General features: G+C 62.3%; 25 protein-coding genes. 8 read left to right on the forward strand and 17 right to left on the reverse strand.

Annotation, left to right across the window (positions count from 1 at the left end; translation table 11 throughout):
* Positions 1-3: 3 nt before the first annotated feature.
* On the forward strand, positions 4-1,446 hold the full coding sequence (locus ATI14_RS25890; RefSeq protein WP_016969370.1) for an MATE family efflux transporter: 1,443 nt from the start codon (positions 4-6) through the stop codon (positions 1,444-1,446).
* Here ATI14_RS25890 and ATI14_RS25895 read toward each other — a convergent pair.
* The 13 genes from ATI14_RS25895 to ATI14_RS25955 all read right to left on the reverse strand — a co-directional run bounded on the left by ATI14_RS25895 (position 1,431) and on the right by ATI14_RS25955 (position 13,685).
* Positions 1,431-2,342, reverse strand: coding sequence for a LysR family transcriptional regulator (locus ATI14_RS25895; protein ID WP_016969371.1), 912 nt, complete (start codon positions 2,340-2,342; stop codon positions 1,431-1,433). The genes ATI14_RS25890 and ATI14_RS25895 overlap by 16 nt on opposite strands.
* A 112-nt stretch (positions 2,343-2,454) precedes the next feature.
* Positions 2,455-3,690 (reverse strand): OprD family porin, encoded by a 1,236-nt coding sequence (locus tag ATI14_RS25900; protein WP_016969372.1) that lies wholly within the window; start codon positions 3,688-3,690, stop codon positions 2,455-2,457.
* Positions 3,691-3,790: 100 nt separating this feature from the next.
* Entirely contained in the window at positions 3,791-4,201 is a 411-nt protein-coding gene (locus ATI14_RS25905) for an acetyl-CoA carboxylase biotin carboxyl carrier protein (RefSeq protein WP_016969373.1), read from the reverse strand.
* The gene (gene accC, locus ATI14_RS25910; protein WP_080520070.1) at positions 4,198-5,565 is read right to left on the reverse strand and encodes an acetyl-CoA carboxylase biotin carboxylase subunit; all 1,368 of its coding nucleotides are present in this window, start codon (positions 5,563-5,565) and stop codon (positions 4,198-4,200) included. Before accC ends, ATI14_RS25905 begins: the two co-directional genes overlap by 4 nt.
* On the reverse strand, positions 5,558-5,992 hold the full coding sequence (locus tag ATI14_RS25915; RefSeq protein ID WP_016969374.1) for an acetyl-CoA carboxylase biotin carboxyl carrier protein: 435 nt from the start codon (positions 5,990-5,992) through the stop codon (positions 5,558-5,560). The genes accC and ATI14_RS25915 overlap by 8 nt, the downstream gene beginning before the upstream one ends.
* A gap of 13 nt (positions 5,993-6,005) precedes the next feature.
* Positions 6,006-6,776, reverse strand: coding sequence for a LamB/YcsF family protein (locus tag ATI14_RS25920; protein WP_016969375.1), 771 nt, complete (start codon positions 6,774-6,776; stop codon positions 6,006-6,008).
* Positions 6,777-6,784: 8 nt separating this feature from the next.
* A complete protein-coding gene (locus tag ATI14_RS25925) occupies positions 6,785-7,762 on the reverse strand; it encodes a 5-oxoprolinase subunit C family protein (protein ID WP_016969376.1) in 978 nt (325 codons plus the stop codon).
* A complete protein-coding gene (gene pxpB, locus ATI14_RS25930) occupies positions 7,759-8,451 on the reverse strand; it encodes a 5-oxoprolinase subunit PxpB (protein ID WP_016969377.1) in 693 nt (230 codons plus the stop codon). Before pxpB ends, ATI14_RS25925 begins: the two co-directional genes overlap by 4 nt.
* 67 nt (positions 8,452-8,518) lie before the next feature.
* Positions 8,519-9,850 carry an MFS transporter gene (locus tag ATI14_RS25935; protein ID WP_016969378.1) on the reverse strand — a complete coding sequence of 444 codons (1,332 nt, stop codon included), beginning with the start codon at positions 9,848-9,850 and terminating at the stop codon, positions 8,519-8,521.
* Positions 9,850-10,503 (reverse strand): DUF4286 family protein, encoded by a 654-nt coding sequence (locus ATI14_RS25940; RefSeq protein WP_016969379.1) that lies wholly within the window; start codon positions 10,501-10,503, stop codon positions 9,850-9,852. The genes ATI14_RS25935 and ATI14_RS25940 overlap by 1 nt, the downstream gene beginning before the upstream one ends.
* A 128-nt stretch (positions 10,504-10,631) precedes the next feature.
* Entirely contained in the window at positions 10,632-12,530 is a 1,899-nt protein-coding gene (locus tag ATI14_RS25945; protein ID WP_016969380.1) for an FUSC family protein, read from the reverse strand.
* Positions 12,530-13,438 carry an efflux RND transporter periplasmic adaptor subunit gene (locus ATI14_RS25950; protein WP_016969381.1) on the reverse strand — a complete coding sequence of 303 codons (909 nt, stop codon included), beginning with the start codon at positions 13,436-13,438 and terminating at the stop codon, positions 12,530-12,532. Before ATI14_RS25950 ends, ATI14_RS25945 begins: the two co-directional genes overlap by 1 nt.
* A gap of 10 nt (positions 13,439-13,448) precedes the next feature.
* A complete protein-coding gene (locus tag ATI14_RS25955; protein WP_016969382.1) occupies positions 13,449-13,685 on the reverse strand; it encodes a DUF1656 domain-containing protein in 237 nt (78 codons plus the stop codon).
* Between the two features lie 78 nt (positions 13,686-13,763).
* Between ATI14_RS25955 and ATI14_RS25960 the strand changes: the two genes are divergently transcribed.
* Together ATI14_RS25960 and ATI14_RS25965 are read left to right on the forward strand one after the other, a co-directional pair.
* A complete protein-coding gene (locus ATI14_RS25960) occupies positions 13,764-14,579 on the forward strand; it encodes an AraC family transcriptional regulator (protein WP_016969383.1) in 816 nt (271 codons plus the stop codon).
* A 115-nt stretch (positions 14,580-14,694) separates the two neighbouring features.
* The gene (locus ATI14_RS25965; protein ID WP_016969384.1) at positions 14,695-15,573 is read left to right on the forward strand and encodes an MBL fold metallo-hydrolase; all 879 of its coding nucleotides are present in this window, start codon (positions 14,695-14,697) and stop codon (positions 15,571-15,573) included.
* A 14-nt stretch (positions 15,574-15,587) separates the two neighbouring features.
* Here the strand turns inward: ATI14_RS25965 and ATI14_RS25970 are convergent, their stop codons facing one another.
* Entirely contained in the window at positions 15,588-16,493 is a 906-nt protein-coding gene (locus ATI14_RS25970) for a LysR family transcriptional regulator (RefSeq protein WP_080520069.1), read from the reverse strand.
* Positions 16,494-16,594: 101 nt separating this feature from the next.
* Here ATI14_RS25970 and ATI14_RS25975 point away from each other — a divergent pair, with 101 nt between their 5' ends.
* Positions 16,595-17,464, forward strand: a complete 870-nt coding sequence (locus tag ATI14_RS25975) for an MBL fold metallo-hydrolase (RefSeq protein WP_016969387.1) — start codon at positions 16,595-16,597, stop codon at positions 17,462-17,464.
* 19 nt (positions 17,465-17,483) lie between these two features.
* Positions 17,484-18,428, forward strand: a complete 945-nt coding sequence (locus ATI14_RS25980) for an alpha/beta hydrolase (protein WP_017254187.1) — start codon at positions 17,484-17,486, stop codon at positions 18,426-18,428.
* A 35-nt stretch (positions 18,429-18,463) separates the two neighbouring features.
* On the opposite strand, the gene ATI14_RS25985 is transcribed toward ATI14_RS25980, so the two are convergent.
* The gene (locus tag ATI14_RS25985) at positions 18,464-19,258 is read right to left on the reverse strand and encodes an SDR family NAD(P)-dependent oxidoreductase (protein ID WP_016969389.1); all 795 of its coding nucleotides are present in this window, start codon (positions 19,256-19,258) and stop codon (positions 18,464-18,466) included.
* Positions 19,259-19,468: 210 nt separating this feature from the next.
* On the opposite strand from ATI14_RS25985, the gene ATI14_RS25990 reads away from it, so the two are divergent.
* The 3 genes from ATI14_RS25990 (at position 19,469) to ATI14_RS26000 (ending at position 22,566) form a co-directional block, all read left to right on the forward strand.
* Positions 19,469-20,419, forward strand: coding sequence for a GlxA family transcriptional regulator (locus ATI14_RS25990; protein ID WP_016969390.1), 951 nt, complete (start codon positions 19,469-19,471; stop codon positions 20,417-20,419).
* 36 nt (positions 20,420-20,455) lie between these two features.
* Positions 20,456-21,469: an alpha/beta fold hydrolase gene (locus tag ATI14_RS25995; protein WP_016969391.1), complete on the forward strand. Its 1,014-nt coding sequence runs from the start codon at positions 20,456-20,458 to the stop codon at positions 21,467-21,469.
* Positions 21,470-21,654: 185 nt separating this feature from the next.
* Entirely contained in the window at positions 21,655-22,566 is a 912-nt protein-coding gene (locus tag ATI14_RS26000; protein WP_016969392.1) for a crotonase/enoyl-CoA hydratase family protein, read from the forward strand.
* A 160-nt stretch (positions 22,567-22,726) separates the two neighbouring features.
* Here the strand turns inward: ATI14_RS26000 and ATI14_RS31745 are convergent, their stop codons facing one another.
* Entirely contained in the window at positions 22,727-23,698 is a 972-nt protein-coding gene (locus ATI14_RS31745) for a hypothetical protein (protein ID WP_016969393.1), read from the reverse strand.
* A gap of 33 nt (positions 23,699-23,731) precedes the next feature.
* Positions 23,732-24,115, reverse strand: coding sequence for a hypothetical protein (locus tag ATI14_RS31750; protein ID WP_016969394.1), 384 nt, complete (start codon positions 24,113-24,115; stop codon positions 23,732-23,734).
* Between the last annotated feature and the right edge of the window lie 41 nt (positions 24,116-24,156).

Consider the following 24,156-nt stretch of genomic DNA (forward strand, 5'->3'; position numbering starts at 1 on the left):
ACCATGACTACCCTTCAGGATGCCCCCCCTCTCAATGCGCCTTCCCAGGCACAGGCAGCCGCCAAGCTGCGAGCCCGTGAAGCCATGCTGCACGGGCCCATTTTTGCCACGATGATGGCGTTGGCATTACCCACCATCGGTGTACTCGTCGCCCAGACACTGGTGAACGTGGCCGAGACCTTTTACGTATCGCGCCTGGGCGCCGACGCCCTGATCGGTGTCGCGCTGGTGTTTCCGGTGTGGATGCTGATGACGATGATGTCTGCCGGCGGCATTGGTGGCGGCGTTGCGTCAGCCGTCGCCCGGGCCACCGGCGCCGGTCGTCATGAGGATGCGAACGCGCTCGTGCTGCACACACTGGTGACGGCCGTGGCCTTCGGCCTGCTGTTTTCGGTGCTGGTGATTGGCCTGGGTGGCCCGCTGTATCGGGCATTGGGGGGCACGGGCGAGGCCCTGCACTCGGCCCTCGTCTATTCGGGTTTTATCTTCCTGGCCGCCGTACCGATCTGGGTGGTCAACCTGTTATCCGCCGTGCTGCGCGCCATTGGCAATGTGCGGGTGCCGGCGCGGATTACCTTTGCCGGCGTGGCCGTGCTGATCCCGCTGTCGCCGCTGCTGATCTTCGGCCTGGGGCCGTTTCAGGGCTTCGGCGTGGCCGGCGCCGGTATTGCGGTCACGCTGTACTACTGCGGCGCGGCCATTGTGATGCTGCGCTACATGGCCAGTGGGCAATCCGGGTTGCGCCTGTCTCGCGGTCGCCTGCGCCTGGCGTTGTTCCGGGACATTCTGGCGGTGGGCCTGCCCGCCGCCGCCAACACCCTCCAGTTGAACTTGATGGTCTTGCTGGTCACCGCCGCCGTCGGCCGCTTCGGTGTGGAGGCGATTGGCGGCTACGGCACCGCCTCGCGCCTGGACTACGTGCTGGTACCGATTTTGTTCGGGCTTGGGACCGCCGTACTGACCATGGTCGGCACCAACGTGGGCGCCGGTCAGATCGAGCGAGCGAAAAAAATCGCCTGGCTCGGGACCCTCGTCAGCGTGGTGTTCACCGAGACGGTCGGCCTGCTCGTCGCGCTGCTGCCCTGGCTGTGGATCGGGTTGTTTTCCCATGACAGCGCCGTCACAGAGACCGGCTCGTTGTATTTCCACATCGTCGCGCCTTTCTATGCGGCCAATGGGGTGATCTTCGCACTCAGCTTCGCCGCCCAGGGCACCGGGCGAATGGGCTGGATTTTCTTTGCCGGTGCCATCCGGCTGGTCATCGCCGCCGGTGGCGGCTGGCTGGCGGTCAGCGCATTCGGCGTGACCACTACCGGGCTGTTTGCCATCGTGGCGCTTGCCTTGGTCGTCGCCGCTGCAACGTGTGCCGCAGCGGCGTATTTCGGCGGTATGTGGCCGACAGTCAAGGCCCAGGGGGCAACCCAGCGAACTCAGTCTGCACCGTAGAACGCCGGGAGCGCGCGGACATAACGGTCGCACTCGCGGCAGGCCAGTTCAGCCACGATGCGGATCGCTTCGCTGGAGTGCGCCTCGGTGTAGCTCACCACCAGGGGTTGCTGGGGTAGCGCGACCTTACAGTCGACGCGTTTGACCAGCCCCGCCTCGATGGCGGCACGTACCGGTGCCAGGGGCACCAGGGCATTGCCGAAGCCCGATTGGACCAACTGCAGGATCGCCGAGATAGAACTCATGTGGTGGCTTTTACCGGCAGGGATACCGGTGCGCCGGTACAACTCGCGTAGCGCGTGGTGGGGCTGGGAGCCGAGGCTCATGGTGATGGTGGGCAGGCGCAGCAGGTCCAGCAGCGGGTGTTCGGGATCGATGTGCGTGTCGTTGGCGGCAATCCAGCCCGTGGCGATCGACAGGCAAGGAATATTGGTGATGCCCTCGCCGTCCAGCGGGTGGGTTTGCAAGGCAATATCGATCACGCCGTCGCACAAAGCCTTATAGACCCCGGCGCTGGTTTCCGAGGTGAATTGCACCTCGATACCGGGGTAGGTCGATTGCAGCACCTTGAGAAAATCAATCAGCCAGGTGTGCACCACGCTGTCGATCGCGCCGATGCGCACCAGGCCGAGCAGTTCGGATTCCGGGCGACCCAGCAAGCGGATTTCCTGCTCCAGATCGAGCATGCGCTCGGCATAGTCGATCAGGCGCGTGCCGACGGCAGTCAATTTGAGTTCGCGGGTGTCACGGTCGAACAGGCGCATGCCGATTTCGTCTTCCAGCGAAGCGATGCGATTGGAGATCGCCGCTTGGGTCAGGTGGAGCTGATCGGCGGCAGCGCGAAAACTTTTGAGCCTGGCCACCTGAAGAAACGCTTCGATAAAGCGGGTGTTCATGGTGTCTCCGGTATGGAATGCTGAAGGGCTTGAGTGTGGCCGAACAAAAGCCATTCAACAATCCGGCGCCCCGCACACCGAGGGCGTGCAGAGCGCCGGGCACTTGCCGGAGTCAGAACAGGCGCATCGGGTAACTGACGATCAGCCGGTTTTCGTCCAGGTCATTGCCGAAGTTTGTTCGCACGGTTGCGTTGCGCCACTTCAACTCCAGACTCTTTGCCGCACCGCTCTGGACTACGTAGGCCAGGTCGGTGTTGCGCTCCCACTCGCGTGCATCCTGCACGCCGGGCTGCTTGATCTGATCACCGGTGACATAGCGGGTCATGAACGACAAACCGGGAATGCCCCACGCCGCCAGGTCGAAGTCATAACGCACTTGCCAGGAGCGCTCGCCGGCGTTGGAGAACTGCAGCACCTGGATGAAGTTAACCAGGTAGGGGTCGGTGTTGGTGACAAAGGGATAAGCGTCGTCACCGATCATTTTCTGGTAACCCACGCCGAATGTCTGTGCACCGAACTTGTAGCTGGTCAGCACGCCCACAGCTTTGTTGTCGATGGGGCGAAAATGCCCGTCTTCCTCGCTCTTGGCCAGGCGCAGGTCCACCTTCAAGGCCTGGTTGTCAGTCAAATCCAGGGCCCCGCCATAATTGAAAATGGCTTGCTGGTAGATCCCTTCAAGCTTGCCGTAATGCAACCCGACGGTGGACGTCGGACCGAACGAATAATCGCCGCCGGCCAACACGAAGTGATCGCTGACACCGCCAAACCGGCTGCTCAGTTTGTCCCAGTTGGTCGAGTCCTGAGCCACCAGGCTGGTGATGCGCGCAGCCTGGACCGACAGGTTGTCGAGCTCGCGGGATTCGACCATCGCCCCGCGGAAAAACTGCCCCAGCAGGCGCGAGTCCTGCGCCTGCAGCACCGTGTTGCGAAACAGCAAGGCACCGGCCTTGATCACGGTTTTGGAGACCCTGGCCTTGGCGGTAAAACCGATCTTGCTGTACTCGTCCACGGAGGAACCGTCTGTACGTGAAGGGAATAACCCCGAGCCGGCGCGCCCGTCGCCGGAGTCCAGCTTCAGGCCCAGCATCGCAATGCTGTCCAGACCGAAACCGACGGTTCCGTCGGTGTAGCCTGATTGAACCTGCAAGGTCGCACCCTGCCCCCATTCCCGCGCCTGGCTGTGCCCGTTGGCGGTATTGCCACCGGGTTGGCGGAAGTCGCGGTCAAAATACAAATTACGCAGGTCCAGAGTGGCGTGGCTGTCACCCGTAAAATCTGCATACGCCGGTTGCCCGGTCACCATCAAACTCAACGCAGCCGTAGCCCACGGCCATTTCGCAGTTACCATGCGGGCGCTCCTCATCGATCTATTTATGACTGTTATTGTTAATCGGCAGAGCGGAACGCCGGCGCGGTGGCACCGGCGTTCCTGGGTGTTACAAAGGTGTCTAGCGGCCTGGCACTTTCAAATGGAACAAGGGGGTGCCATAGCCGACCAACGTGCCATCGAGAATCTGCTGTTCGATCAACGTGCCCTTGGTGGGCGCGATCACCGGGTCCAACAACTCCCCAATCGCAATGAACCCCAGGGTCTGGCCTTTACCGACCGCGTCTCCCGGCGCGGCCAGCACGGTGTTTTCCAGCGGATGCGCCGCATGGAAATACCCGGCGCGAGGCGCCGTGACCACCACCTGGGTGTCATCCTGCAGCAGCGCCTGGGCGGCCTGCGCCGTCGCAACGCCATTTGCTGATGCGGCGAATTTCAACACCAGCGTGACGTCGCCCACCTGGTATTCGCACTCGGTGATGCCGGTGTTTTCAAGGCGTCGCACCAGCGCCTGAATCACGTCAATCTTCATGGTTGCGCCTCCACCGGACCCAACCCCTGCTCAAGCAGGTGTTCAAGATGGTGGATATTAAAACCGCCGCGGATAAACCCCGGCTCCTCCATCAGCCGCCGATGCAAGGCCAGGTTCGACTCCACACCCTCGAGCATTACTTCACTCAGCGCACCGCGCATGCGTGCCAGGGCCTGGGCGCGGGTATCGCCGTGGGTCAGCACTTTGGCGGCCAGCGAGTCGTAATGCGGCGCAATGGTGTAGCCCGCGTAGAGGTGCGATTCCACACGCACGCCCGGCCCCCCCGGCGCCAGCCACTGGGTGACGGTGCCCGGAGAGGGTTGGAAGGTCCAGGGGTGCTCGGTGTTGATGCGGCACTCCATTGCGTGGCCGCGCAGCACGATGTCCTCCTGGGTGAAAGACAGCGCTTCGCCGCGCGCGACGCGCAGTTGCTCGACCACCAGATCAATGCCGGTCACCAACTCGGTGACCGGGTGCTCGACCTGGATGCGCGTGTTCATTTCGATAAAGTAAAACTGGCCATCCTCATACAGAAACTCAAAAGTCCCGGCCCCCCGATAGCCGATCTGCAGGCACGCCGCAACACAGCGCTGGCCGATGCGGGCGATCACGCCAGGGTCAATGCCCGGCGCCGGCGACTCCTCGATGACCTTCTGATGACGGCGCTGCATCGAACAATCGCGCTCGCCCAGCCACACGGCATGGCCATGGGCGTCGGCCAGCACCTGGATCTCTACGTGGCGCGGGTTCTCCAGAAACTTTTCGATGTACAGGCTCGGGTTGCCGAATGCGCGCACGGCCTCTTCCCGCGTCATCGACACCGCCTGCGCCAACTCGTCAGGGTGGCGAACGATGCGCATGCCACGCCCGCCCCCGCCGCCGGAAGCCTTGACGATCAACGGGAAGCCAACATCCCGCGCAATCGCCGCCACGGCGTCAGCGTCGTCCGGCAACTCGCCCTCCGAGCCGGGTACGCACGGCACGTCGGCGGCGCGCATGGCGCGCTTGGCACTGACCTTGTCGCCCATCAGGCGTATCGCCGCCGATGGAGGCCCGATGAACACCAGCCCGGCCTCCTCCACGGCCTGGGCAAAGTCGGCGCGTTCGGACATGAAACCGTAGCCGGGGTGAATGGCGCCGGCACCGGTCAACTGCGCGGCTTCGAGCAGCGCTCGCGTATTCAGGTAGCTCGCCGAGGCGGCAGCCGGCCCGATGCACAGGGCCTGGTCCGCCAGCGCTACATGGCGCAACCCGGCGTCGGCCTGGGAATGCACGGCAATGGTACGAATGCCCAGCGCGCGGCAGGCTCGCAGAATGCGTAGGGCAATTTCGCCACGGTTGGCGATCAATACGGAATCAAACATCGGTGTCTCCCAGTGCTTGCAGCTCAAACAACAGCGTGCCCGGTTTGACTTCGGCGCCATCGTCGAGGCAGATACGGGTAATACGTCCGGCGCGGTCGGCTTCGATCAGGTTGAGCATTTTCATGGCCTCGACGATGCCCAGAGCCTGCCCTTCGCTGACGATATCGCCCACTTGCACAAACGCCGGCTCCTGCGGGGAAGGCCCGCGATAGAACAACCCGGCAAGGCTGGAACTGATCGGCAATACCGACGTTGCCACCGGCGCGGGCTCGTTTGCCACTGGCAGCTCAGGCCGGATGACGGGTGAACCGGGCCCAGCCTGTTTGCTCAGACGAATGCGCTCATCACCTTGGCGGTGGTCTATTTCAGTGAGCGACGGCGAGCCTTGCAGCAGCGTGACCAACTGATCGAGCAGTTGTTGGTCCATGGTGCCTCCTCCCTCAGCAAAACGGTTTGATGGCCACGCCAGCCTGCTCCAGCGTGGCACGCACTTGTGCGGCCATGCTGATTGCGCCTGGGGTGTCGCTGTGCACGCAAATAGTGTCGATGTGCACGGGGAGCATCCGTCCCGAGACCGTTTCGATGCCGCCTGCCTGCACCATGCGCAACATGCGCCGAGCGGCAAATTGCGCGTCATGCAGCACCGCCCCCGGCTCCTTGCGATGCACCAGATGGCCCTCTTCGGTGTAAGCACGGTCGGCGAACACTTCGGCCCTGGTACGCAGCCCCAAGTCGTTGGCGATGGGAATCAGCAGCCCGCCGGCGAAGGTCACGCAGATCAGCTCGGGGTCCACTGCTTTCACCGCCCTGGCAATCGCGGTGGCGACACTGGCATCGGTTTGCGTGAGGTTGCCCAGAGCGCCGTGCGCCTTGACGTAGGTGATCGGGTGGCCTGCGTAGCGCGACAACGCCAGCGCCGCGCCTACCTGGTAAGCCACCAGGCGTTCGATTTCTGCGGCGGAAAACGGAATGATGCGGCGCCCGAACCCCCACAGGTCCGGATAGCCCGGGTGTGCCCCCACCGCGACGCCCCGCGCTTTGGCCTGGGCGAAAGTGTGGGCCATGATCTCCGGGTCACCGGCATGAAAACCGCAGGCCACGTTGGCAGAGCTGACGATATCGAGGATGGCTTCATCGTCACCCATGCGCCAGGCGCCAAAGCCTTCGCCCATGTCGGAGTTGAGGTCGATTTGCAGAGTCTGGTTATTCATTGGCGTTCTCACTGTGGAAGATCGTGTGCCTGGCCACGCAGGCGTGCAGCCAGGGTGGCAAGCGCACGGCAATGGCGGCGGTGTTCGTCGACGGCGGCGTCGGGGGTGACGGCTGTGAATCTGATCGCACAGCCAACCGGCGCCTGGGCCAGGCGCCACAGATCGGTTTCCAGCACCGTGGCGATTTTCGGGTAACCGCCACAGGTATTGGCTTCGGCCAACTGGATGATCGGCTGGCCATCGGGGGGCACTTGCACGGTGCCGGGCGCGATGCCGTGGGATAACAATTCGACAGGTTCGCGGCGCAGCAACGGCTGGCCCTCCAGGCGATAGCCGACCCGGTTCGACTGCAGCGTCACCTGAAAAGACATGTGGTAAAACGCCTGCAAAGCCTGCGCGCTGAACTGTGCATGCTCGGCGGCCGGCAGCACGCGAACGCTGATGCAACCGCTCGCCAATTCCCGGAAAAACGCAGCGCGGTGTGACGGCGCGACGGCGCGTGAATTGGCAGGGCAGGCGTCAGCTTCAAGCAGGTCCAGGCAGTCATCGCGCTTCAATCCACGGCCTTCGTGGCCGCCAAAACCGGCCTTGAGGTCGGTGGCGCGCGAGCCCATCACCACTGGCGTCGCCAGCCCGCCGCTGAACGCCAGATACGCCCGAACCCCGAGTGTGGGCGCCTGGATCACCAGCGTCTGACCGGCTTTGGCATTCACTGCTGACCAGCCAGGCACGCGACAACCGTCCAGCGTCAGCTGGCACTGCGCACCGGTACAGGCCAGCGCCCGGTCGGTTTCAAAGCGCAGGCGAAACGGAAATACGCTGACCTCAATGCCCGCCGCATTCGCGCTGTTGCCCACCAGCAGGTTGGCCAGGCTCAAGGCCTCCCGATCCATCGCACCGCTGCGACTTACGCCCAGGTTCAACGTGCCATGGCGGCCAAGGTCCTGCACCAGGTTCAGCGCACCCGAAGAAAGAATACGGATCATGCTTGAATCCCCGTGGCGACAAAGCGCACCCGGTCACCCGGTACCAACAGGCAAGGCTGCTCACGCCAGGCGTCGAACAACTCGATGTCGGTGATACCCACCGCATGCCAGCCCGACGGCGCGGTACAGGGCATGACCCCGGCCTGCGCGCCGCCGATGATCACCGAGCCTTTGGCGATGCTGGGGCGCGGGTTGCTGCGCCGTGGTTGGGCCAGTTCAGCGGGTAGCCCGACCAAGTAAGCAAAGCCTGGCATGGAGCCGATACAGGCCACCTGATACGTCACGCGGCTGTGCCGTTGCACCCATTCCTCAATGTCGAGACCGGCGCTGTCGGCCAACCATTTCAGGTCCAGCGCGCCGGGCCCGCCGTAGAGCACCGGAATGTCGATATCTTTTCCGGGCGCACTGCCGGCACCCAGGGTGAGCCAGCGTTGCAGCACCTGTTCCTGCACCTGCTGCGGGTGATGCCTGAGCGGGTCGAACAGCACCAGCAGGTTGTTCACCCCCACCACCACTTCGGTGACGAGGCTGTCTGGCTCGGCGTCCAGATGCGCCGCCAGAGCCCAGAGTTTGCGTTGTTGTTCCAGGTTGAACGGGCCATCGGCGACATCCACCAGCAGCGCGCTGGAGCCTGCGCTGTGGACAGCCGGAAGCACACCCGGCGAGGCGTTGTTGTTGAGCGAGTTCATGAAAAATATCCAGCCGGCGATTGAGAGGACGACGCGGCGAGCGAGCGGTGGCCCGCTCGCGCTTGCATCACTCTTGCAGGGGTTTGTGAGCGGTTTCCCTGGCGACACCCAGTGCGATCAAGGTGATCGCCAGGCCGGCACACACGTAAAGGCTCACGGCGATGGACGAATCGAACACCTTGAACAGCCCGGTGATGATCAGCGGTGCGGTGCCGCCGCCGAGAATCCCGCCCAGGGTGTAGGCCAGCGACGAACCGGCATAACGCACCCGCGTCGGAAATTGCTCGGTGACAAAGGCTGCCTGGGGGCCGAACATCATCGCCTGGAAAATCATCCCGACCACCATGGCGAGGAAGATCAACGGCGTCGAAGCGGTGTCCATCAGCCTGAAAAACACGAACACCCAAAGCCCTGAAAACACGGCGCCAGCGGCATACACCGGACGGCGCCCGAGTTTGTCCGAAAGCATGCCGAACAAGGGCACGCACACCGCATGAAACGCCGCACCGACAATCGCAGCGCCCAGCGCCAGCGACCTGGGCAGGTGCAGCACATTGGTCACATAGGCCAGGCTGAACACCACCAGCATTGCGTAGACAATGTCCGAGCCGATACGCGCGCAGCCCGCCAGCAGCAAACGCCGCCAATGGCCGACGAACACATCCCGCACGGGCGCTTCAACCTTGGCATCCTTCTCTTCAATCGCCTTGAACACCGGCGTTTCATCCACGCCACGGCGCAGCCAGCACCCCAGGATCACCAGCAACACACTGGACAGAAACGGAATGCGCCAGCCCCACTCCTGGAAGCTCTCGGGCGTCATGCTGAAAGTGATCAAGGCCATGAACCCGGCACCCAGCAGCGTGCCGCAGGCCGGACCGACCTGGGTGAACGAGGCGTTGCGCCCGCGCTGATGGGGCTTGCCGTGCTCCATGGACAGCAGCACTGAACCGGCCCACTCGCCGCCAATCGCCGCGCCCTGGAAAAAACGCAACACCACCAGCAGGATCGGACTCCAGATGCCCCAACTGGCATAGGTCGGCAAAACGCCCATCAAACCGGTCACCACCCCCATCAGGATCAACGTGGCCACCAGCACCCAACGGCGCCCGAGCTTATCGCCCAGGCTGCCGAACACGATGCCGCCCAACGGCCGCGAAAGGTAGCCGACCGCGTAGGTCGAAAAGGCAATCACCGTGCCCGATAACGGGTCGAACGACGGAAAGAAAATGACGTTGAACACCAACGCCGCCATCAGGTTGTAGACCGTAAAGTCATACCACTCAAGGGTGGTGCCGATCGAGCTGGCCGCGGCCAGGCGGCGCATGTCGGCGCCGCTGGCATGCACACCGGTTTGATCGGAGTCGAGCCGGTCGATAGCGACCGTGGACGCACTCATCAACGCAGCTCCGCGGCGGACAGTTTCCAGGCCAGTTGATAGCGGGCGCTGCGCGAAATATCGACTTCAAGCCACTGGGCGGCACGTTCCATCGCCGACTGGTTCGACTCGTGGGTGCGACTTTCAATAATCAACAAGGGCTGCATCTTGCGTGCCGCGAGGTCTTCAAGCGGCAAGGGCTTGCTCAAGGCATCGACGGGCTGAATGACGTAGGACTGCACGAAAGAAATATCATCGGCCAGTTGTTCGGCCAGCGCCGTGCACCGTGCGGCCAGACTTTCGATATCCACGCCTTCGGCCAGGGGCAACGTGCCAACCCAACCGCCGCTGCCCATACCGGCATGGGCATGAACGGTGCCAATGCGGCGCAGGGGTGAACGCATCTTTGGCAGGGTTTGCAGGGACCACGGCGTCTGATGGATAAATGCCTGGGTGTATGCCGGGCCGGAGAACACTTCCAGCGATTCGGCCCAGTACAGCGCCAGGTACTGCGGAGCGCCCGCCACTGCAATGTAACGTGCTGCACTGATAACGCCGGGCATTCTTACACGCTCTTCGACGTGCTCCTGGTCGTACCATTTGTTGAAGTCGTGTTGGTCTTCGGGAGCAATATCAGAAGCAACCAGCAACATACCGCGCACAGAGTCTTTCATTGTTTTTTTCCTCATTGGTTGGCAACCCATGAGGCAATCATCATCGATAGAAAAAACTCTCACAAACGAGTTTTTATAGGCCAAGTTGATAGATTTTTATTGTCAAACTTGAGCAAAAAAGCGCTATTTCAGTTCACTTCTGCAGTGGTTGCGCTTGCGTAGTGCGCCAGCAGGTCGGCGATGTCCAGGAAGCAATCAGCCAGGCCCCCTGCACCTACCAATCCCAGGGCATGCGCCGTACGCCGCGCGTGAACAGCGTTGATCGCCGGGTGGGAGGCATACCGCGCAAGGCGGCGAATGCCTCTTTTTGTGCAGCGCGCGGTCGGTGACCCGGCTTCCAGATGACAGGCTTTATCGTACAGCCGCGCCAGGCTTCGGCTCAGCTGCAGTGACACGTAGCCCGCCGCATCGGCAGGCGGGTTACCCGCACCGGGCAAGGCCTGCAACGTCACCAAACGGTGCTGTTGTTTGGCCTGCCACTTCAACAGGTCCATGTGCGACCCGTCTCGCAACAACAGCCGGGTTTGCGCGTGCAGCGCCCTCCTCATCGCTGTCACATAGCCGGCGGAATTTCTCGGCAGTATCTGGAAAGCCAGCAGGCAGATCGCCAACGCCACCTGCCAGGCCAGCGCTTGATTGGCGAAGTCGATGAAATCGTATTGAGCGGTGGCGCCGGTACTGACCAGCGTGTTGAAGCTGATCAGGTAGGCAATGGCAGGCAGGGCATGGCTGGGCCGGGTGGTGGCCTGAATCCCGAAGACCCAGAAGGCGCTCAGCAACAGCGCAAGCAGCCCGAAGCCACTGATGTGTGGCAGCAACAGAAACTTGCACGCCCCCGCTGCCAGCACTCCGTACAGCGTTCCGCGAAACAGGCCGGCAATGTGCTGGGTGGGCGCCGCGCTGGTGGCGAGCAAGGTGCAATACGGGCCCAGCACCGCGAGCAAGGTCGGCCCCTGGTCCCACCCGGTGAGATACCAGACCGCACCGGTTGCCAGCGTGGCAACGAGCGCCCGAATGCCGTTGAACAGCGCATCGCCATAGTGCCGGTGAAACCCCACTGCACGGGCAGCCGCCGGGGTGGCGCGATCAAGGCAGGCAAAACTGCGCAGGGCATTGGAGAGGTCTGCCAGCGGGTCGCTCAGCCGCTCGGGCTCATCTGAAAGGCTGGCTTGCAGGGCCTCGATGCGGGCGGCAGCCGTGGAGAAATCCAGGTGTTCTTCAGCCAGTTGTTGAAGCGCTACACCGGTCCGCACACTCGCAGCCCCGTGAGCGGCAGGAGTCTGCAGCACCACGCCGTGCAAATACGCAAGCCCGGCCTGAAGAGTCGCCAGCCGAGTTCTGATCAGAGAGGATTCGCCGCGACCGATACCCAGCAAGTCGTCCACCTTGTTGATATCGAGGGCCAGTTGAGTGTGTTCCACCGCCGACGCCGCGCCCTGAAACTGCAGAGCCAACAGGCGCATCGTGCGCAACGATACGTCCCGCAGCATTTGCCTCAGTTGTGGCTCGACGGTCTTGCGCCCGAGCAGCGTCGCCACAAGGCTGAGGCTTACCACCCCAAGCACCACCGCCGTGCCCCGCGTGACCAGGTGGTCGAAGCCTTGCTGGGGCGCAACGATGGCCGGGCCGAGGGCAAGGCACACGGTGTAACCGGCGACCACGGCGGCCGTGGCGTTGTAATGCCGAAACAGGGTCATGCCGGCCACACACAGGCCCAGCCACAGCCCGATGCCGAGGATGAACAACAACATCTTCTGGGCGAACAGGCTCAGCAGGACGGTGGCCGCGAGTAGCCCCAGCGCGGTGCCCAAGGCGCGGTTCAAGCCCTTGCCGATCACGGCGCCCTGCAGCGGGTGAATCAGCAACAACACCGTCGACGCCGCGGAAAACGGTGAGTCCAGGTGCAACGCAAAGCCCAGCCATAACGCCAGGGTCGCCGCTGCCATACTGCGAAAAACATAGCCCTGCGTGCCGGCGGTCCAGGGTCGGGGCAACACGGCGAGGACGCGCCACACAAGCCCGGCCATCACATGAACGCCTGCAGCCAGCGCGTGAGCCGCCAGCGCGGCTCGTCACCGGGTTGTGTGACTTCAATGCTGGCGGTCATGCCCGCCGCGAGTTCCACGCCTTGTGGCACGCGGTCCAGTTCAATGCGCACCGGCACGCGTTGCGCCAGGCGGATCCAGCTGAAGGTCGGCGCCACTTGGGGCAAGCCGCTGTCGCTGCGCAACTCGTTACCGTCGGCAATGCCCCGGCCAATACTCGCGACATGCCCTTCGAGCAGTGGCGCAAACCCCATCAATTTGATCGAGGCCGGCGCGCCGATCAGCACCCCCGGCAGCTTGGTCTCTTCGAAATACCCGGTGACCCAGAAACTGTGGCTGTCGACCACGTAGATATTGGTGTTGCCCGCCACCGCATAATCGCCCGGCTGCAGGCGAAGTTGCGTCACGTAGCCATCGACCGGCGAACGAATGACCGTGTGCGAGAGGTCAAGCTGCGCCTGGGCCAGCTGGCTCTGCGCCGCGTCGACCCGGGCCTTGGCCACGGCCAGGTCCTGGGCGGCGTTGTCGGTTTCTTCACGCGCAATCGCGTCGCCCAGCTGGGTGCGGCGCCGGAACTGCGCCGTGCGTTGCTCGAAGACGCTGCGCGCCTGGACCAGCTCGGCGGTTCGCTGTTGCCGGGCCAGCAGGTAGGCGCGCTGATCGAGTTGGTACAGCAAAGCGCCCTTGGCCACCCATTGGTTGTCACCCACGAGCAATTGCTCCACCTGGCCCGACACTTCGGGCGCAATGCGAATGACCTGCGCGCTGACTCGCCCGTCCCGCGTCCAGGGCGCCAGCACATAGGCTTGCCATAACTGAGTGCAGAACAGCAGCGCAACCAGCCCCACGGTCAGTGTCACCAGCATTTTGAAGGTTTTGTTGAGGGTCATGGTGTGCCCCTCAATAGTTCAGCACGAGGGTTGAAAGGACGATAAGCGACACAAAAAAACGCGTCAGGCTGGGGTGCCAGGTCCAGTCCAGCCAACGGCGCAGCACCCGTTCCAGCACGGCGTAAATCAGCGCCGCAGCACCGATGTAAAGCAAAAAGGGCGGCAGGTAGAGGTTGGCAATCGTGAATTCGCTGAGCATGGCCGAGGTCTCGCAATCGGCCTTCACCTTGAAGGCCCTGTTGAGCATGGTAAGGAGTGCCTGGCTTTGCCGATATTGAGTATGCTGACAACCTATAATCAATTTCGGACACGCCGGTGCCGCCCAATGGACGAGACGACGCTCTATACGGTTGATCAGTTTGAATTCGATGACCTCACCCAGCCCGCCGTCGCAGTGATGCTGGGCACCCAGCGCCACAATGCCGAATACGCCCCGCACACCCACCGCAAGGGCCAACTGGTGGTGGCCTATCACGGCGGCATTGTGTGCACCGTCGAGGACGGCGTGTGGATGGTGCCCACCGGGTTTGGCGTGTGGATCCCGGCGGGCATCGCACACAGCAACCGCATCACCGCCAATGGCAAGGTCGGCTTTCTGTTAGTGGAACCCGGCGCCGCCGTGTTGCCGCACAAGTGCTGCACCTTGCTGCTGTCGCCGCTGGTGCTGGAGTTGATCCTGCACTTGGGCGCGCTGGACCAGAACTACCCTGCCGACAGTTCCGTCGCCCGCCTGGCCGGTGTGCTGCTCGAACAGCTGGAAGCGGCGCCCTCGGAACAGTTGTACCTGCCCCTTCCCGCCTCGACCCAGTTGCGCGTCATTGCGCGCAAGCTGGCCCAGGCGCCGGAGAATCGCTGCACCATGGCCGAGTGGGCGCGTCAGGTGGCCATGAGTGAGCGGTCGCTGGCGCGACTGGTCAAGCGCGAAACCGGGCTGACCTTTGGCCACTGGCGCAAACAATGGCAGATCATCGTGGCCTTGCAGAGCCTGGCCGAGGGTGAGTCGGTGCAGCGCACCGCCGAGGCGCTGGGGTTTGAGTCAGTCAGTTCGTTTATCAGCATGTTTCGCAAAACGCTGGGCGCACCGCCCGCCCGTTACATCCGCCAGACAGTGGGCGTAAAACCCTCCAGCCGATTGGCCTGAGGCAACACCTGGCGGTTATACCCCCTATGCTGAATTTGGATTTCAACGCCGTGCGCAAGCGCGATAGCCTCCTCAGGCATCCGACGTCACCTTCTTCCCGCCAGAGACCACCACCATGCTTAAACCCTTGGCTTTTGCCGTATTGTCAGCCATCACCTGCTCAGCGGCTTTCGCGCAAACCGACCCGGCAGACGGCCCCGCCGCCCACAGTTTCAGTTTCGGCTCACTGACGATCACCGCCCTGCGTGACAAAGTGCACAGCATGCCCAACGACGGCAAGGTGTTCGGCAGCACCCAGGGTACCCAGGCGGTTGCCGGAGTATTGGCGGCAGCGGGCGCCCCTACCGATCAGATCACCCTGGGCATTGATGCGCTGCTGGTCAAGGACGGCCAGCACACGGTGCTGCTCGACACAGGCCTGGGCCCAAGCGCTCAAGGCGTGTTGATTCCGAGCCTGGCCAAGGCCGGCTATACGCCCGAACAGATCACCGATGTGCTGATCACCCACGTGCACAGCGACCATATCGGCGGCCTGGCGACAGCCGAGGGCAAACAAGCCTTTCCCAAGGCAGTGGTACGGATTTCCAGCCCGGACTGGCAATGGGTCCAGACCCAGCCGGAACTGGCGGACCTGATCAGGATCATCACGCCGCAGGTGAAGACCTTCACGCCGGGCGACAGCGTGGCTCCGGGCATTCGCTCCGTGCCGCTCAAGGGCCATACGCCGGGGCATGTGGGGTATCAGATCGAATCCGGCAAAAACCGTGTGCTGGACGTGGGTGACCTGGTGCACAGCTCGATCCTTTCACTGGCCAAGCCGGACTGGGCAATCACCTTTGACAATGACGAAGACGAAGGCGTGAAGATTCGGCGTGCCGAGCTGACGAAACTGGCGGCCAGCCACGAGACCATTTTCGCCCCGCACTTTCCGTTCCCCGGCATTGGCACCATCGTTGCCGAGGGTGATCACTTCATCTGGCAACCGGCCAAGTAAGCCACTGCTGCGGCTCAAGGCTGGGCCGCAGCCTCCAGCCTTGAGCGCAGCCAGCGGTGGCCTGCGTCCTTGTCGAACCGTGAATGCCAGGTGGCGTACAAACGGTAGCGCCGCACCTGCACCGGCAACGGGAAAGACGCCAGGGTTTCGGCATAGCGCGCCAGAAACCGGGCCGGCAACGTACACACCAGATCCGTCGCCTGCAACATCACGGGCACCAGGCTGTAGTACTGCACCGAAACGCCCACTCGCCGGCTGCAACCCAGTTTCGCCAACGCCTCATCCACAAACCCGTGAAAGCCCCCGCCATCACCCGACACGATCACGTGTTCAAGCTGGGTGTACTGCTCCAGCGACACCGGCCCCGCACCACGCGGGTGGCCGATGCGCTGGGCCATCCTGAATTCCTCTTCGAGCAACGGCTGTTGAGAGGCTTTGGCCACCGCGTCTTTGCCGGTCAAAGCCACATCGACTTCACCGTTCTCCAGCTGTTCGGCGAGCCTGGCCTTGTCGAGGCCGCGAAAGGCAAAACGAATGCCATGGCAGCCTGCTTCACGGGTCAATTGAATCAAACGAGGCCCGATAATGGCGCCGCCGTTGTCGTTGGCGGCAATGCAAAACGTGCGCTCGGCGGTCAGCGGGTCGAACTCGGGCGTGTGGTTGATCACGTCTTCCAGCGCCTGCAAGGCCAGGCGCAACGGTTCCTGCAACCGCGCGCCGTGCGGGGTGAGGATCATGCCCTTGCCCGACAGCGCCGGGGTGAGCAACGGGTCGCCAAACAGGTCGCGCAGCCTCGACAGTTGCGCCGACAGCGCCGGCTGGCTGATGGCCAACCGGGCCGCGGCGCGGGTCACGTTACGCTCATCGAGCAAGGTGCTGAGGGAAGCCAGCAAGGCCAGATTATGCCCGGTGATATTCATGACGGTTATGCCCCGTATCCCAAGAGTCGATTTCACGGTGAAGGGGATGCTGTATAGCATTTTCACCCATCAACCGGTTACGGCCAGGAGGTCAAACCCCAATGCACACTTACCATTTCGGCAACGTTTCAGTGACGCGAGTGACCGAACAACGCGGCCCCGGGTTTACCCCCGAAGCGCTGTACCCCGACTGGGATCCCCTGGCGCTGGAGCAGCATCACAACCTCATGGTGCCGGACTGCTTCGACCCGCAGTTGAATCGCTTCATTGCCAGCATCCATACCTGGGTGGTCAAGACGCCCCACCACACCATCCTGGTCGACAGCTGCGCCGGCAACCACAAGGAACGCCCTGGCATGCCGCGTTTTCATCAACAAGAACTGCCGTTTCTTGAGCGCCTGCTCGACGCTGGCGTGACGCCCGAGTCGGTGGACTACGTGATGTGCACGCACCTGCACGCCGACCATTGCGGCTGGAATACGCGCCTGGTGGATGGGCGCTGGGTGCCGACGTTTCCAAACGCCAAGTATGTTTTTTCCCGCGCGGAGCACGCGTACTGGCTCGACCAGATAGGCCAGGACAGCTTCAACGCCAACGTGTTTGAAGACAGCGTGCTGCCGGTGATTGAACGGGGTCAGGCGCAGATCGTCGATAACGAAGGTTTGATCGGCGATGCCTTGCTGATCCATCCCACGCCGGGCCACAGCGTCGGCCATCTGGCCATCGAACTGGTGCACCGCGCCAGCGGCGCACTGTTCAGCGGCGACATCATGCACCAACCCTTGCAGGTGTTCCGCCCCGAGTGGAACAGCTGTTTCTGCAGCCACCCGCAACAGGCGCGTGCCTCACGCCGCTGGTTGCTGGAACAGGCCGCCGAGCGCGGCCTGACCGTGTTCACCAGCCACTTCGCCAACACCTCGGCAGGCCTCGTAACCGAAGCGAACGGCCAGTTCGACTGGCGTTTTATCTGACTTGATCGGGAGCAACTCAATGACCGCACTCACCTGTACCGACTTCATGATCCCCAGTGGTACGCCAGGCATCGAGCTGTACGTGCGCAACAAACGGCGCGCGGACATGGCCGAATGGTCGGGCGAAAAAACCGTGCTGTTTGTCGCCGGCTCTACCTACCCGGCGTCGAGCACATTTGACCTGCCGCTTGATGGCCAGTCCTGGATGGATCAATTGGCGCAACAGGGCTATGACACCTACCTGGTGGATGTGCGCGGGTATGGCCGCTCCAGCAAACCCGTGGAGCTTTCACAGCCGGCGGCAGACAACCCGCCGGTGGTGCGTACACCGGTTGCAACCGGCGATGTCGCAACGGCCGCAGCCTATGTGCGCAAACGCAACGGGGTGAGCCGAATCCATTTGATTGGCTGGTCGTGGGGTGCCGCCTTGATGGCGAGCTACACCGCCGAGCATAACGATGAAGTGGTCAAGCTGGTGCTGGTGGCGCCGCAATGGATTCGCGATACGCCAAGCCTGGCCGACAGTGGCGGCGCACTGGGCGCCTATCGGATCGTCAACCGCAGCGAGGCCAAGGCGCGCTGGCTCAATGGTGTGCCCGCCGAGCGCCACGCAGCCGTACTGCCCGAAGCCTGGTTTGAAGCCTGGGCCGACGCCACCTTCGGCCCAGGCGCAAACCAGATCAAGGCCCCCAATGGCACGGTGCAAGACAGCCGCGAATTCTGGGCCGCCGGGCGCTCGCTGTACGACCCGGCCCGGATCAGGGTGCCGGTGCTGATCGTACATGCCGACGGTGACCGTGACTGCCCGCTGGAGCTGTCCCGCACGGTGTTTTCCAAACTGGTCAACGCCGCCTACCGGCGCTGGGTCGAAATCGGCGAAGGCACACACAGCGTGTTTATGGAGCGCAATCGCTGGCAGGTGATCGGTGCCGTCAGTGCGTTTCTTGATGAAAGCGCCGTGTAGGCAGGCCGCCTGCGCGGCCTGCCCGGGGTGTGACCTTAAACGTTGTAGCGAGGCGCCGGTTGGGCGTTGACGAACTGGGGCGACAGGGCACGGCGGCCCGCTTCCCATGCGGTCCACGCAGCCGCTTCGTGCAAGCCCGGAATAGTCACCTGTTCGCCGAGGTCCAGCCCGGCCAGCGCGGCGTCCACCAGGTCGGCGGCCGACATGGTGTTGGCACCGGTCTTCTGGGGCGCGTAACCGGCCACATCCCAGAATTCGGTGGCGGTGGCACCTGGCAATACCGTCTGGATTCGCACGCCTTTGTCACCCAGGTCGCGCTGCAAGGTGTGGCCGAAGCTCAGCACATAGGATTTTGATGCGCTGTACACGCCATTCAGCGCTTCGACGGCGATGCCCACGACTGAAGAAATATTGATGAGGGTGCCGGTGCCACGGGCAACGAATGCCGGTGCAACCGCGTAGGTCAGGCGGGTCAGCGCGGTGATATTCAGGCTAATCATGTCTTCCATGGCATCGACGTCACCCTTGAGAATCGACGCCACCGAACCGATCCCGGCGTTGTTCACCAACAGGGTGATGCTGGGGTCATCACGCAAAACCGCCTCGACGCTGGCCAGGGCAGCTTTGTTATTCAGGTCCACGGCGAGGGTTTTGACCGAACGCCCGGTTTCGGCGCTCAGCTTGCCGGCAAGCGCGGTGAGGCGCTCTTGGTTACGTGCAACCAGGATCAGGTCGTAGCCGCGCCGCGCGAGGCGATCAGCGTAGATCGCACCGATGCCGGTGGATGATCCGGTGATGAGGGCGGTGCCTTTGGACGGTGCAGTGCTCATGTCGTTCTCCAGAAAAGTCAGGCGATAAACGTTGGGCACTCAGACTACGACGGCGCCTGGAGTGCGCAAATGTCATATATCCACCTTTTTAGGACAAGGCATTGTCTGCTGACGGCAAGGCTGTGGGCTTCCTCCCCACCTGTGTAAAGATGACGCTGTTAAACGTATCCATCTTTTTAAGACATCACCGCCGAATCACTGGAGTGACCAATGACCACCATCGGACTCGTGATTTTTCCTGGCTTCCAGGTGTTGGGGCTCGCCGTGTCCGCGGTGTTCGAGACAGCCAATGACTTGAATAAACCCTGTTACAGCCTGAGCGTCGTGTCCGAACAGGGCGGCATCGTGCGTTCCTCCCTCGGCTTCGGCATGGAAACCGCGAGTTTCAAGGGCACCCATTACGATACGCTGATCGTCATCGGCAACAACCACCCCGAGGACGCATCACAGGGCCTGCTCGATTACCTGCGCAGCTCGGCAGCCACCTCCAAACGCATCACGGCGGTATGCACCGGGGCATTTGTGCTCGCCGAAGCAGGCCTGTTGGCAGGTCGGCGGGCGACCACGCACTGGGCCCATGCGCGGGCTTTCAGGGAAGCCTACCCGGACGTGCGACTGGAAGAAGACCGCATATTTGTGATTGATGGCGCAGTCTGGACTTCGGCCGGCATGACGGCCGGCATCGACCTGGCGCTGGCGATCGTGGAGAAAGACTTCGGCACCGACGTTGCGCGCCATGTGGCGAAAAAAATGGTCGTGCACCATCGACGTTCCGGCGGCCAGTCGCAGTTTTCCGCGCTGCTGGAACTGGACCCGAAAACCGACCGGATCCAGACCACCCTCCTCTACGCCAGGGAAAACCTGGCCGCCGAGTTGTCGGTGGAGGACCTCGCCAACGTCGCCCACCTGAGCCCGCGCCAATTCAGCCGGATTTTCCGCGAAGAAACCGGGCGCTCCCCGGCCAAAGCCATTGAGCATCTGCGTGTCGAGGCTGCACGGATCATGATGGAGGAAGGCCGTTACTCGCTCGACATCATCGCCAGGGACTGCGGTTTTGGCGACCGGGAGCGGATGCGGCGCGCGTTTCTGCGCGCGTTTGGCCAGTCGCCGCAAGCCATCAAGCGTGTGACCGAGGCGCAGATGATTGATTTGTCCGAGTAATCAGCTTCACTCATGCAAAAAACCTGAGGGGTCAATATGTCCACTTTCAAGCTGGCTTCGCGCACCTTCAGCACGCCACGCCATACCACCCACTACCTGGAGTCGGGCCCCGCCGACGGGCCTTTGATGATGTTCCTGCACGGGTGGCCGGAGCTCAGCCTGATCTGGCGCGCGCAAATGGCCGCCTTCGCCGCCGATGGCTGGCACTGCGTGGCACCCGACATGCGCGGCTATGGCGGCTCGTCCGCACCGGCGCCCACCAACGCCTACACACTTGAAAACATCGTGGCCGACATGGCGGAGCTGCATGACCATCTGGGGGCAGCACCTGCCATTTGGGTGGGCCACGATTGGGGCAGTGTTGTGGCGGGTGAACTGGTCGCCCATCAACCTCAGCGCAGCTGCGGCGTGGTGCTGGTGTCGGTCCCCTACTTCCCCACCACCAACGCGCTGCCGACGCTGGTGCCGCTGGTGGACCGAGCGATTTATCCCGCAGACGCGTATCCGGACGGCCAGTGGGACTATTACCGCTACTACAACACGCACTTTGCGTCAGCCGTGGCTGACCTGGACGCGGACAAAGCCGCGTCGCTGGCTTCGATCTATCGGCGCGGCGACCCTGCGAGCATCGGCAAGGTGGCCGCCAATGCCGAAGTCACCCGAAAAGGCGGCCGATTCGGCCCTGCGCACACAGCGCCCGCCACCTCGCCCGACCTTGCACTCTGGCCACAAGCGGACTTCGCAGCACTGGTACAAGCGTTCGAACAGCACGGTTTCCGCACACCCTGTGCGTGGTATTTAAACGACGATGCCAACGTTGCGTACGCCAAACGCGCGCCCAATGGTGGCCGCCTGTCATTGCCGGTGCTGTTTGTGAACGGCGATTACGACCAGATGAATACCATCAAAGGCAACCAGTTGGGTGAGCCAATGCGCGCGGCTTGCGCCGACCTCACGGTGACGAGCCTGCCCGGCGGGCATTGGCTGCCGGTGGAGTGCAAGACAGAACTGGTCGAGGCCATCCGTCACTGGCTACGACGCCCGCGCTGATCACGCGCAAACCACAGCGATCACCCGCACCGGCCGTATGGCCCGCATTCCGGCCAGGAATAAAACTTAGTCCCGGTTGCCGTCTATTGGCTGATGGATTCCGTCCTTTAGCCTTCAAGCCTCGACACCCCTCTGCGGGCGTGGCGAACCCTCTCGTCCCGCTCACTTCACAAAAGGAAACATCGATGCAACGGTTATTCCGGACGGCCCTCCTGTTCTCGGCACTTTCCCTGTCCACGGGGTTGGCTTTTGCGCAATCCGTCGACGACGCAAAATCACCTTCTGATGCAGTCACCATGGTCGACATTCCCACCAGTGCCGCCCACAAGATCACTGTCGAGCGTCGCGGCCAGATCGTATTGATCGGTATCAACCGGACCGCCATCCAGAACCGGCTCGATCCGCAAGCCTATCTGGCCCTCGCCAAGGCCTATTACGACTACGACCATGATCCATCACTGCGTGCCGCGGTGTTGTTCGGGCATGGCGATAATTTCTCCCAGGGCCTCGACGTCGAGGGCTTCAAGGCTGCCGCCACCTCGGGCGGGGTGACGCTGGGTGACGGCTTCATTGACCCGCTCGGCAAGAAAATGCCCTTCCTCACCAAGCCGCTGATTGTGGCGGTGCAAGGCGACACCTGGAATATGGCGCATGAGTTGTTTCTGGTCGCCGACATACGGGTCGCGGCAAAAAACACAAACTTCGGGCAAGACGAAAATACCCACGGTCGTTACCCCGGTGGTGGCTCGACCGTACGCTTCGTGCGCGAAGCCGGCTGGGGCAACGCGATGCGCTACATCCTGACGGGCGATCACTGGAGCGCCCAAGAGGCCTATCGCATGGGCGAGGTGCAGGCGATCGCCGGTCCAAAGTCAGCCCTCGACGCAGCCATCAAAATCGCAAACAAGATCGCCGCCAATGGGCCGTTAGGGATCAAAGCCTCGCTGGCCTCTGCGCATCGGGTGATCGACCCGGCACAAGCCGACGCGCTGTCTGGGTTGGATGTGCAACGCGCAGCGCTGTATAAATCAAACGATTTCCAGGAAGGGCGCAAGGCAGAAGCTGAAAGGCGGCCACCGGTTTATCAGGGCAACTGAAGCTGAATCAGGGGGCCGGTGAGACGTGAACCTGGCGGCCGGGCCCTGGGTGTCGCGGGGTCTTCCAAGAAACAGCAAGAGCTAAAAGTAACCTGTGGCGAGGGAGCTTGCTCCCTCGCCACAGGTACAGTGTCCGCTCTTAACTGACTGGCATTACTCGTCAGAGTGGCTTTTTCTTTGTGGTTGTCCGGTCATGAACAACGAGTATCAACAGGTGCCGGGCATTTACGCACTCAGAGAACCCGGCAATTTCCTCGACCGCGAACCTCACATCATGGCCGGCGCGGATCAGCTGCGCGAAACGCAACATCACTGAAGAGCCGGCGTCGTGAGCTAACGCTTTAGTCATCAATTCCCGCACAGGTTCTTCAAGCTCTGCTTCGACACTGGGTGAACAGGCCTGCCCGGTGAGCCAGGCAACCAGGGAACAGACCCGGTGCCCGGAGGTATTTTCGTCAACGCCCAGGATCTCCCCCAACACCATTCCCAACGTGCCGGCAGCGTGTTGTTCCGGCCGGCTCCAGGCCTTGAGTTCAATCGACTCTCGCTGGACTTTCTCCAGGTTGCGCCGAATCTTTCCTGGAATGGTCGCAGCTGCCTTGGGACGGTTGTAGTACTCGCGATTGGCTAAACTTGCGGCGTCTCGGACAACCTTCCACGCGACCGACCACAGTTGCGAAACACTGTAGGTTTCCAAAGCCGAGCGCATCGTACTGCCAATCTCTTCGAGCTCTGATACCGACAGGTCATGGTGATAGAGCTCGCACTGGTTCTCCAGATAGCGCATGACATCAGCAACCGAGTAATCAAGCCACAGGTTGAAAATCCCTTCAGCATCTGTGTACACCCTCTCCAACAGGCTACGAATGATCTCGTCCGCACGCCTGGATGCGACATCCGGTGCCAGGCGATAGACCACCTGGTCGCGCAACACCCAAATTTCATCGCCCTCCCAATAGTAGGTCCCGGGCCTTGCTTTGGTGGGGTCTTCAAGCACCAGTCCAGCCTCACGCAATTGCAGTAAAAAGTCGCCAACATACCGAGGCGCCCAACCACGGCAGTCGCCGACTGTAAAGCCACCGTTGGTCAATCTTGGCGTAATCGCCCTGTCCAACGCCAACAGAAGAATCACCTGACTATCCGGTATTTCCGAGTAGTCCACCGTTCAGGTTGATTGCTTACTCACATATTCGCTCAACTGCCGCTCAAGCTCTGCGGCTTTGCCCTTTTGAGCTTCAAATGCAGCCGCGTCCTGGTCTTCCTGGCAAAGGGTACAAAGTCTGGTGGTTCGCTGAGGGACTTTTTTGGCCTCGGAGCGGCTTCTGATTTCGATCAGTTCTGCGCACAGTGGACAGACTTGATTTTCATCGAACGCCTTGCAGCGTTGCCGAATGAAGCCAGTCAGTGTGACGCCTGGAGCCATTTCAATAATACCGGCCAGAGCACTCACTCTTTCGAGGTGCTGCCCTGATTCATCGACTGCCCAATAACGCTCGATCAACTCAATTTCTTTAGGGTCTGCGGTCAGCAGTTGTAGCTTGATTGCCATGTAAAAAATCCTGTTTCACTTTTGACTACTTCGTATCCAGC

The organism is Pseudomonas tolaasii NCPPB 2192 (assembly GCF_002813445.1).
Lineage (GTDB): Bacteria > Pseudomonadota > Gammaproteobacteria > Pseudomonadales > Pseudomonadaceae > Aquipseudomonas > Aquipseudomonas tolaasii.

What these genes read in the sequence shown, in the direction of transcription:
- ATI14_RS25925 (WP_016969376.1), bottom strand. Translation starts at nt 7,762, where the DNA reads ATGATCCGTATTCTTTCTTCGGGTGCGCTGAACCTGGTGCAGGACCTT.
- ATI14_RS25965 (WP_016969384.1), top strand. Translation starts at nt 14,695, where the DNA reads ATGCTTAAACCCTTGGCTTTTGCCGTATTGTCAGCCATCACCTGCTCA.
- ATI14_RS25900 (WP_016969372.1), bottom strand. Translation starts at nt 3,690, where the DNA reads ATGGTAACTGCGAAATGGCCGTGGGCTACGGCTGCGTTGAGTTTGATG.
- ATI14_RS25940 (WP_016969379.1), bottom strand. Translation starts at nt 10,503, where the DNA reads ATGAAAGACTCTGTGCGCGGTATGTTGCTGGTTGCTTCTGATATTGCT.
- ATI14_RS25970 (WP_080520069.1), bottom strand. Translation starts at nt 16,493, where the DNA reads ATGAATATCACCGGGCATAATCTGGCCTTGCTGGCTTCCCTCAGCACC.
- ATI14_RS31750 (WP_016969394.1), bottom strand. Translation starts at nt 24,115, where the DNA reads ATGGCAATCAAGCTACAACTGCTGACCGCAGACCCTAAAGAAATTGAG.
- ATI14_RS25935 (WP_016969378.1), bottom strand. Translation starts at nt 9,850, where the DNA reads ATGAGTGCGTCCACGGTCGCTATCGACCGGCTCGACTCCGATCAAACC.
- ATI14_RS25975 (WP_016969387.1), top strand. Translation starts at nt 16,595, where the DNA reads ATGCACACTTACCATTTCGGCAACGTTTCAGTGACGCGAGTGACCGAA.
- ATI14_RS25955 (WP_016969382.1), bottom strand. Translation starts at nt 13,685, where the DNA reads ATGCTCAACAGGGCCTTCAAGGTGAAGGCCGATTGCGAGACCTCGGCC.
- ATI14_RS25905 (WP_016969373.1), bottom strand. Translation starts at nt 4,201, where the DNA reads ATGAAGATTGACGTGATTCAGGCGCTGGTGCGACGCCTTGAAAACACC.
- ATI14_RS25985 (WP_016969389.1), bottom strand. Translation starts at nt 19,258, where the DNA reads ATGAGCACTGCACCGTCCAAAGGCACCGCCCTCATCACCGGATCATCC.
- ATI14_RS25895 (WP_016969371.1), bottom strand. Translation starts at nt 2,342, where the DNA reads ATGAACACCCGCTTTATCGAAGCGTTTCTTCAGGTGGCCAGGCTCAAA.
- ATI14_RS25980 (WP_017254187.1), top strand. Translation starts at nt 17,484, where the DNA reads ATGACCGCACTCACCTGTACCGACTTCATGATCCCCAGTGGTACGCCA.
- ATI14_RS25990 (WP_016969390.1), top strand. Translation starts at nt 19,469, where the DNA reads ATGACCACCATCGGACTCGTGATTTTTCCTGGCTTCCAGGTGTTGGGG.
- ATI14_RS25950 (WP_016969381.1), bottom strand. Translation starts at nt 13,438, where the DNA reads ATGACCCTCAACAAAACCTTCAAAATGCTGGTGACACTGACCGTGGGG.
- ATI14_RS25995 (WP_016969391.1), top strand. Translation starts at nt 20,456, where the DNA reads ATGTCCACTTTCAAGCTGGCTTCGCGCACCTTCAGCACGCCACGCCAT.
- ATI14_RS26000 (WP_016969392.1), top strand. Translation starts at nt 21,655, where the DNA reads ATGCAACGGTTATTCCGGACGGCCCTCCTGTTCTCGGCACTTTCCCTG.
- ATI14_RS25960 (WP_016969383.1), top strand. Translation starts at nt 13,764, where the DNA reads ATGGACGAGACGACGCTCTATACGGTTGATCAGTTTGAATTCGATGAC.
- ATI14_RS25915 (WP_016969374.1), bottom strand. Translation starts at nt 5,992, where the DNA reads ATGGACCAACAACTGCTCGATCAGTTGGTCACGCTGCTGCAAGGCTCG.
- ATI14_RS25920 (WP_016969375.1), bottom strand. Translation starts at nt 6,776, where the DNA reads ATGAATAACCAGACTCTGCAAATCGACCTCAACTCCGACATGGGCGAA.
- ATI14_RS25890 (WP_016969370.1), top strand. Translation starts at nt 4, where the DNA reads ATGACTACCCTTCAGGATGCCCCCCCTCTCAATGCGCCTTCCCAGGCA.
- pxpB (WP_016969377.1), bottom strand. Translation starts at nt 8,451, where the DNA reads ATGAACTCGCTCAACAACAACGCCTCGCCGGGTGTGCTTCCGGCTGTC.
- accC (WP_080520070.1), bottom strand. Translation starts at nt 5,565, where the DNA reads ATGTTTGATTCCGTATTGATCGCCAACCGTGGCGAAATTGCCCTACGC.
- ATI14_RS25945 (WP_016969380.1), bottom strand. Translation starts at nt 12,530, where the DNA reads ATGGCCGGGCTTGTGTGGCGCGTCCTCGCCGTGTTGCCCCGACCCTGG.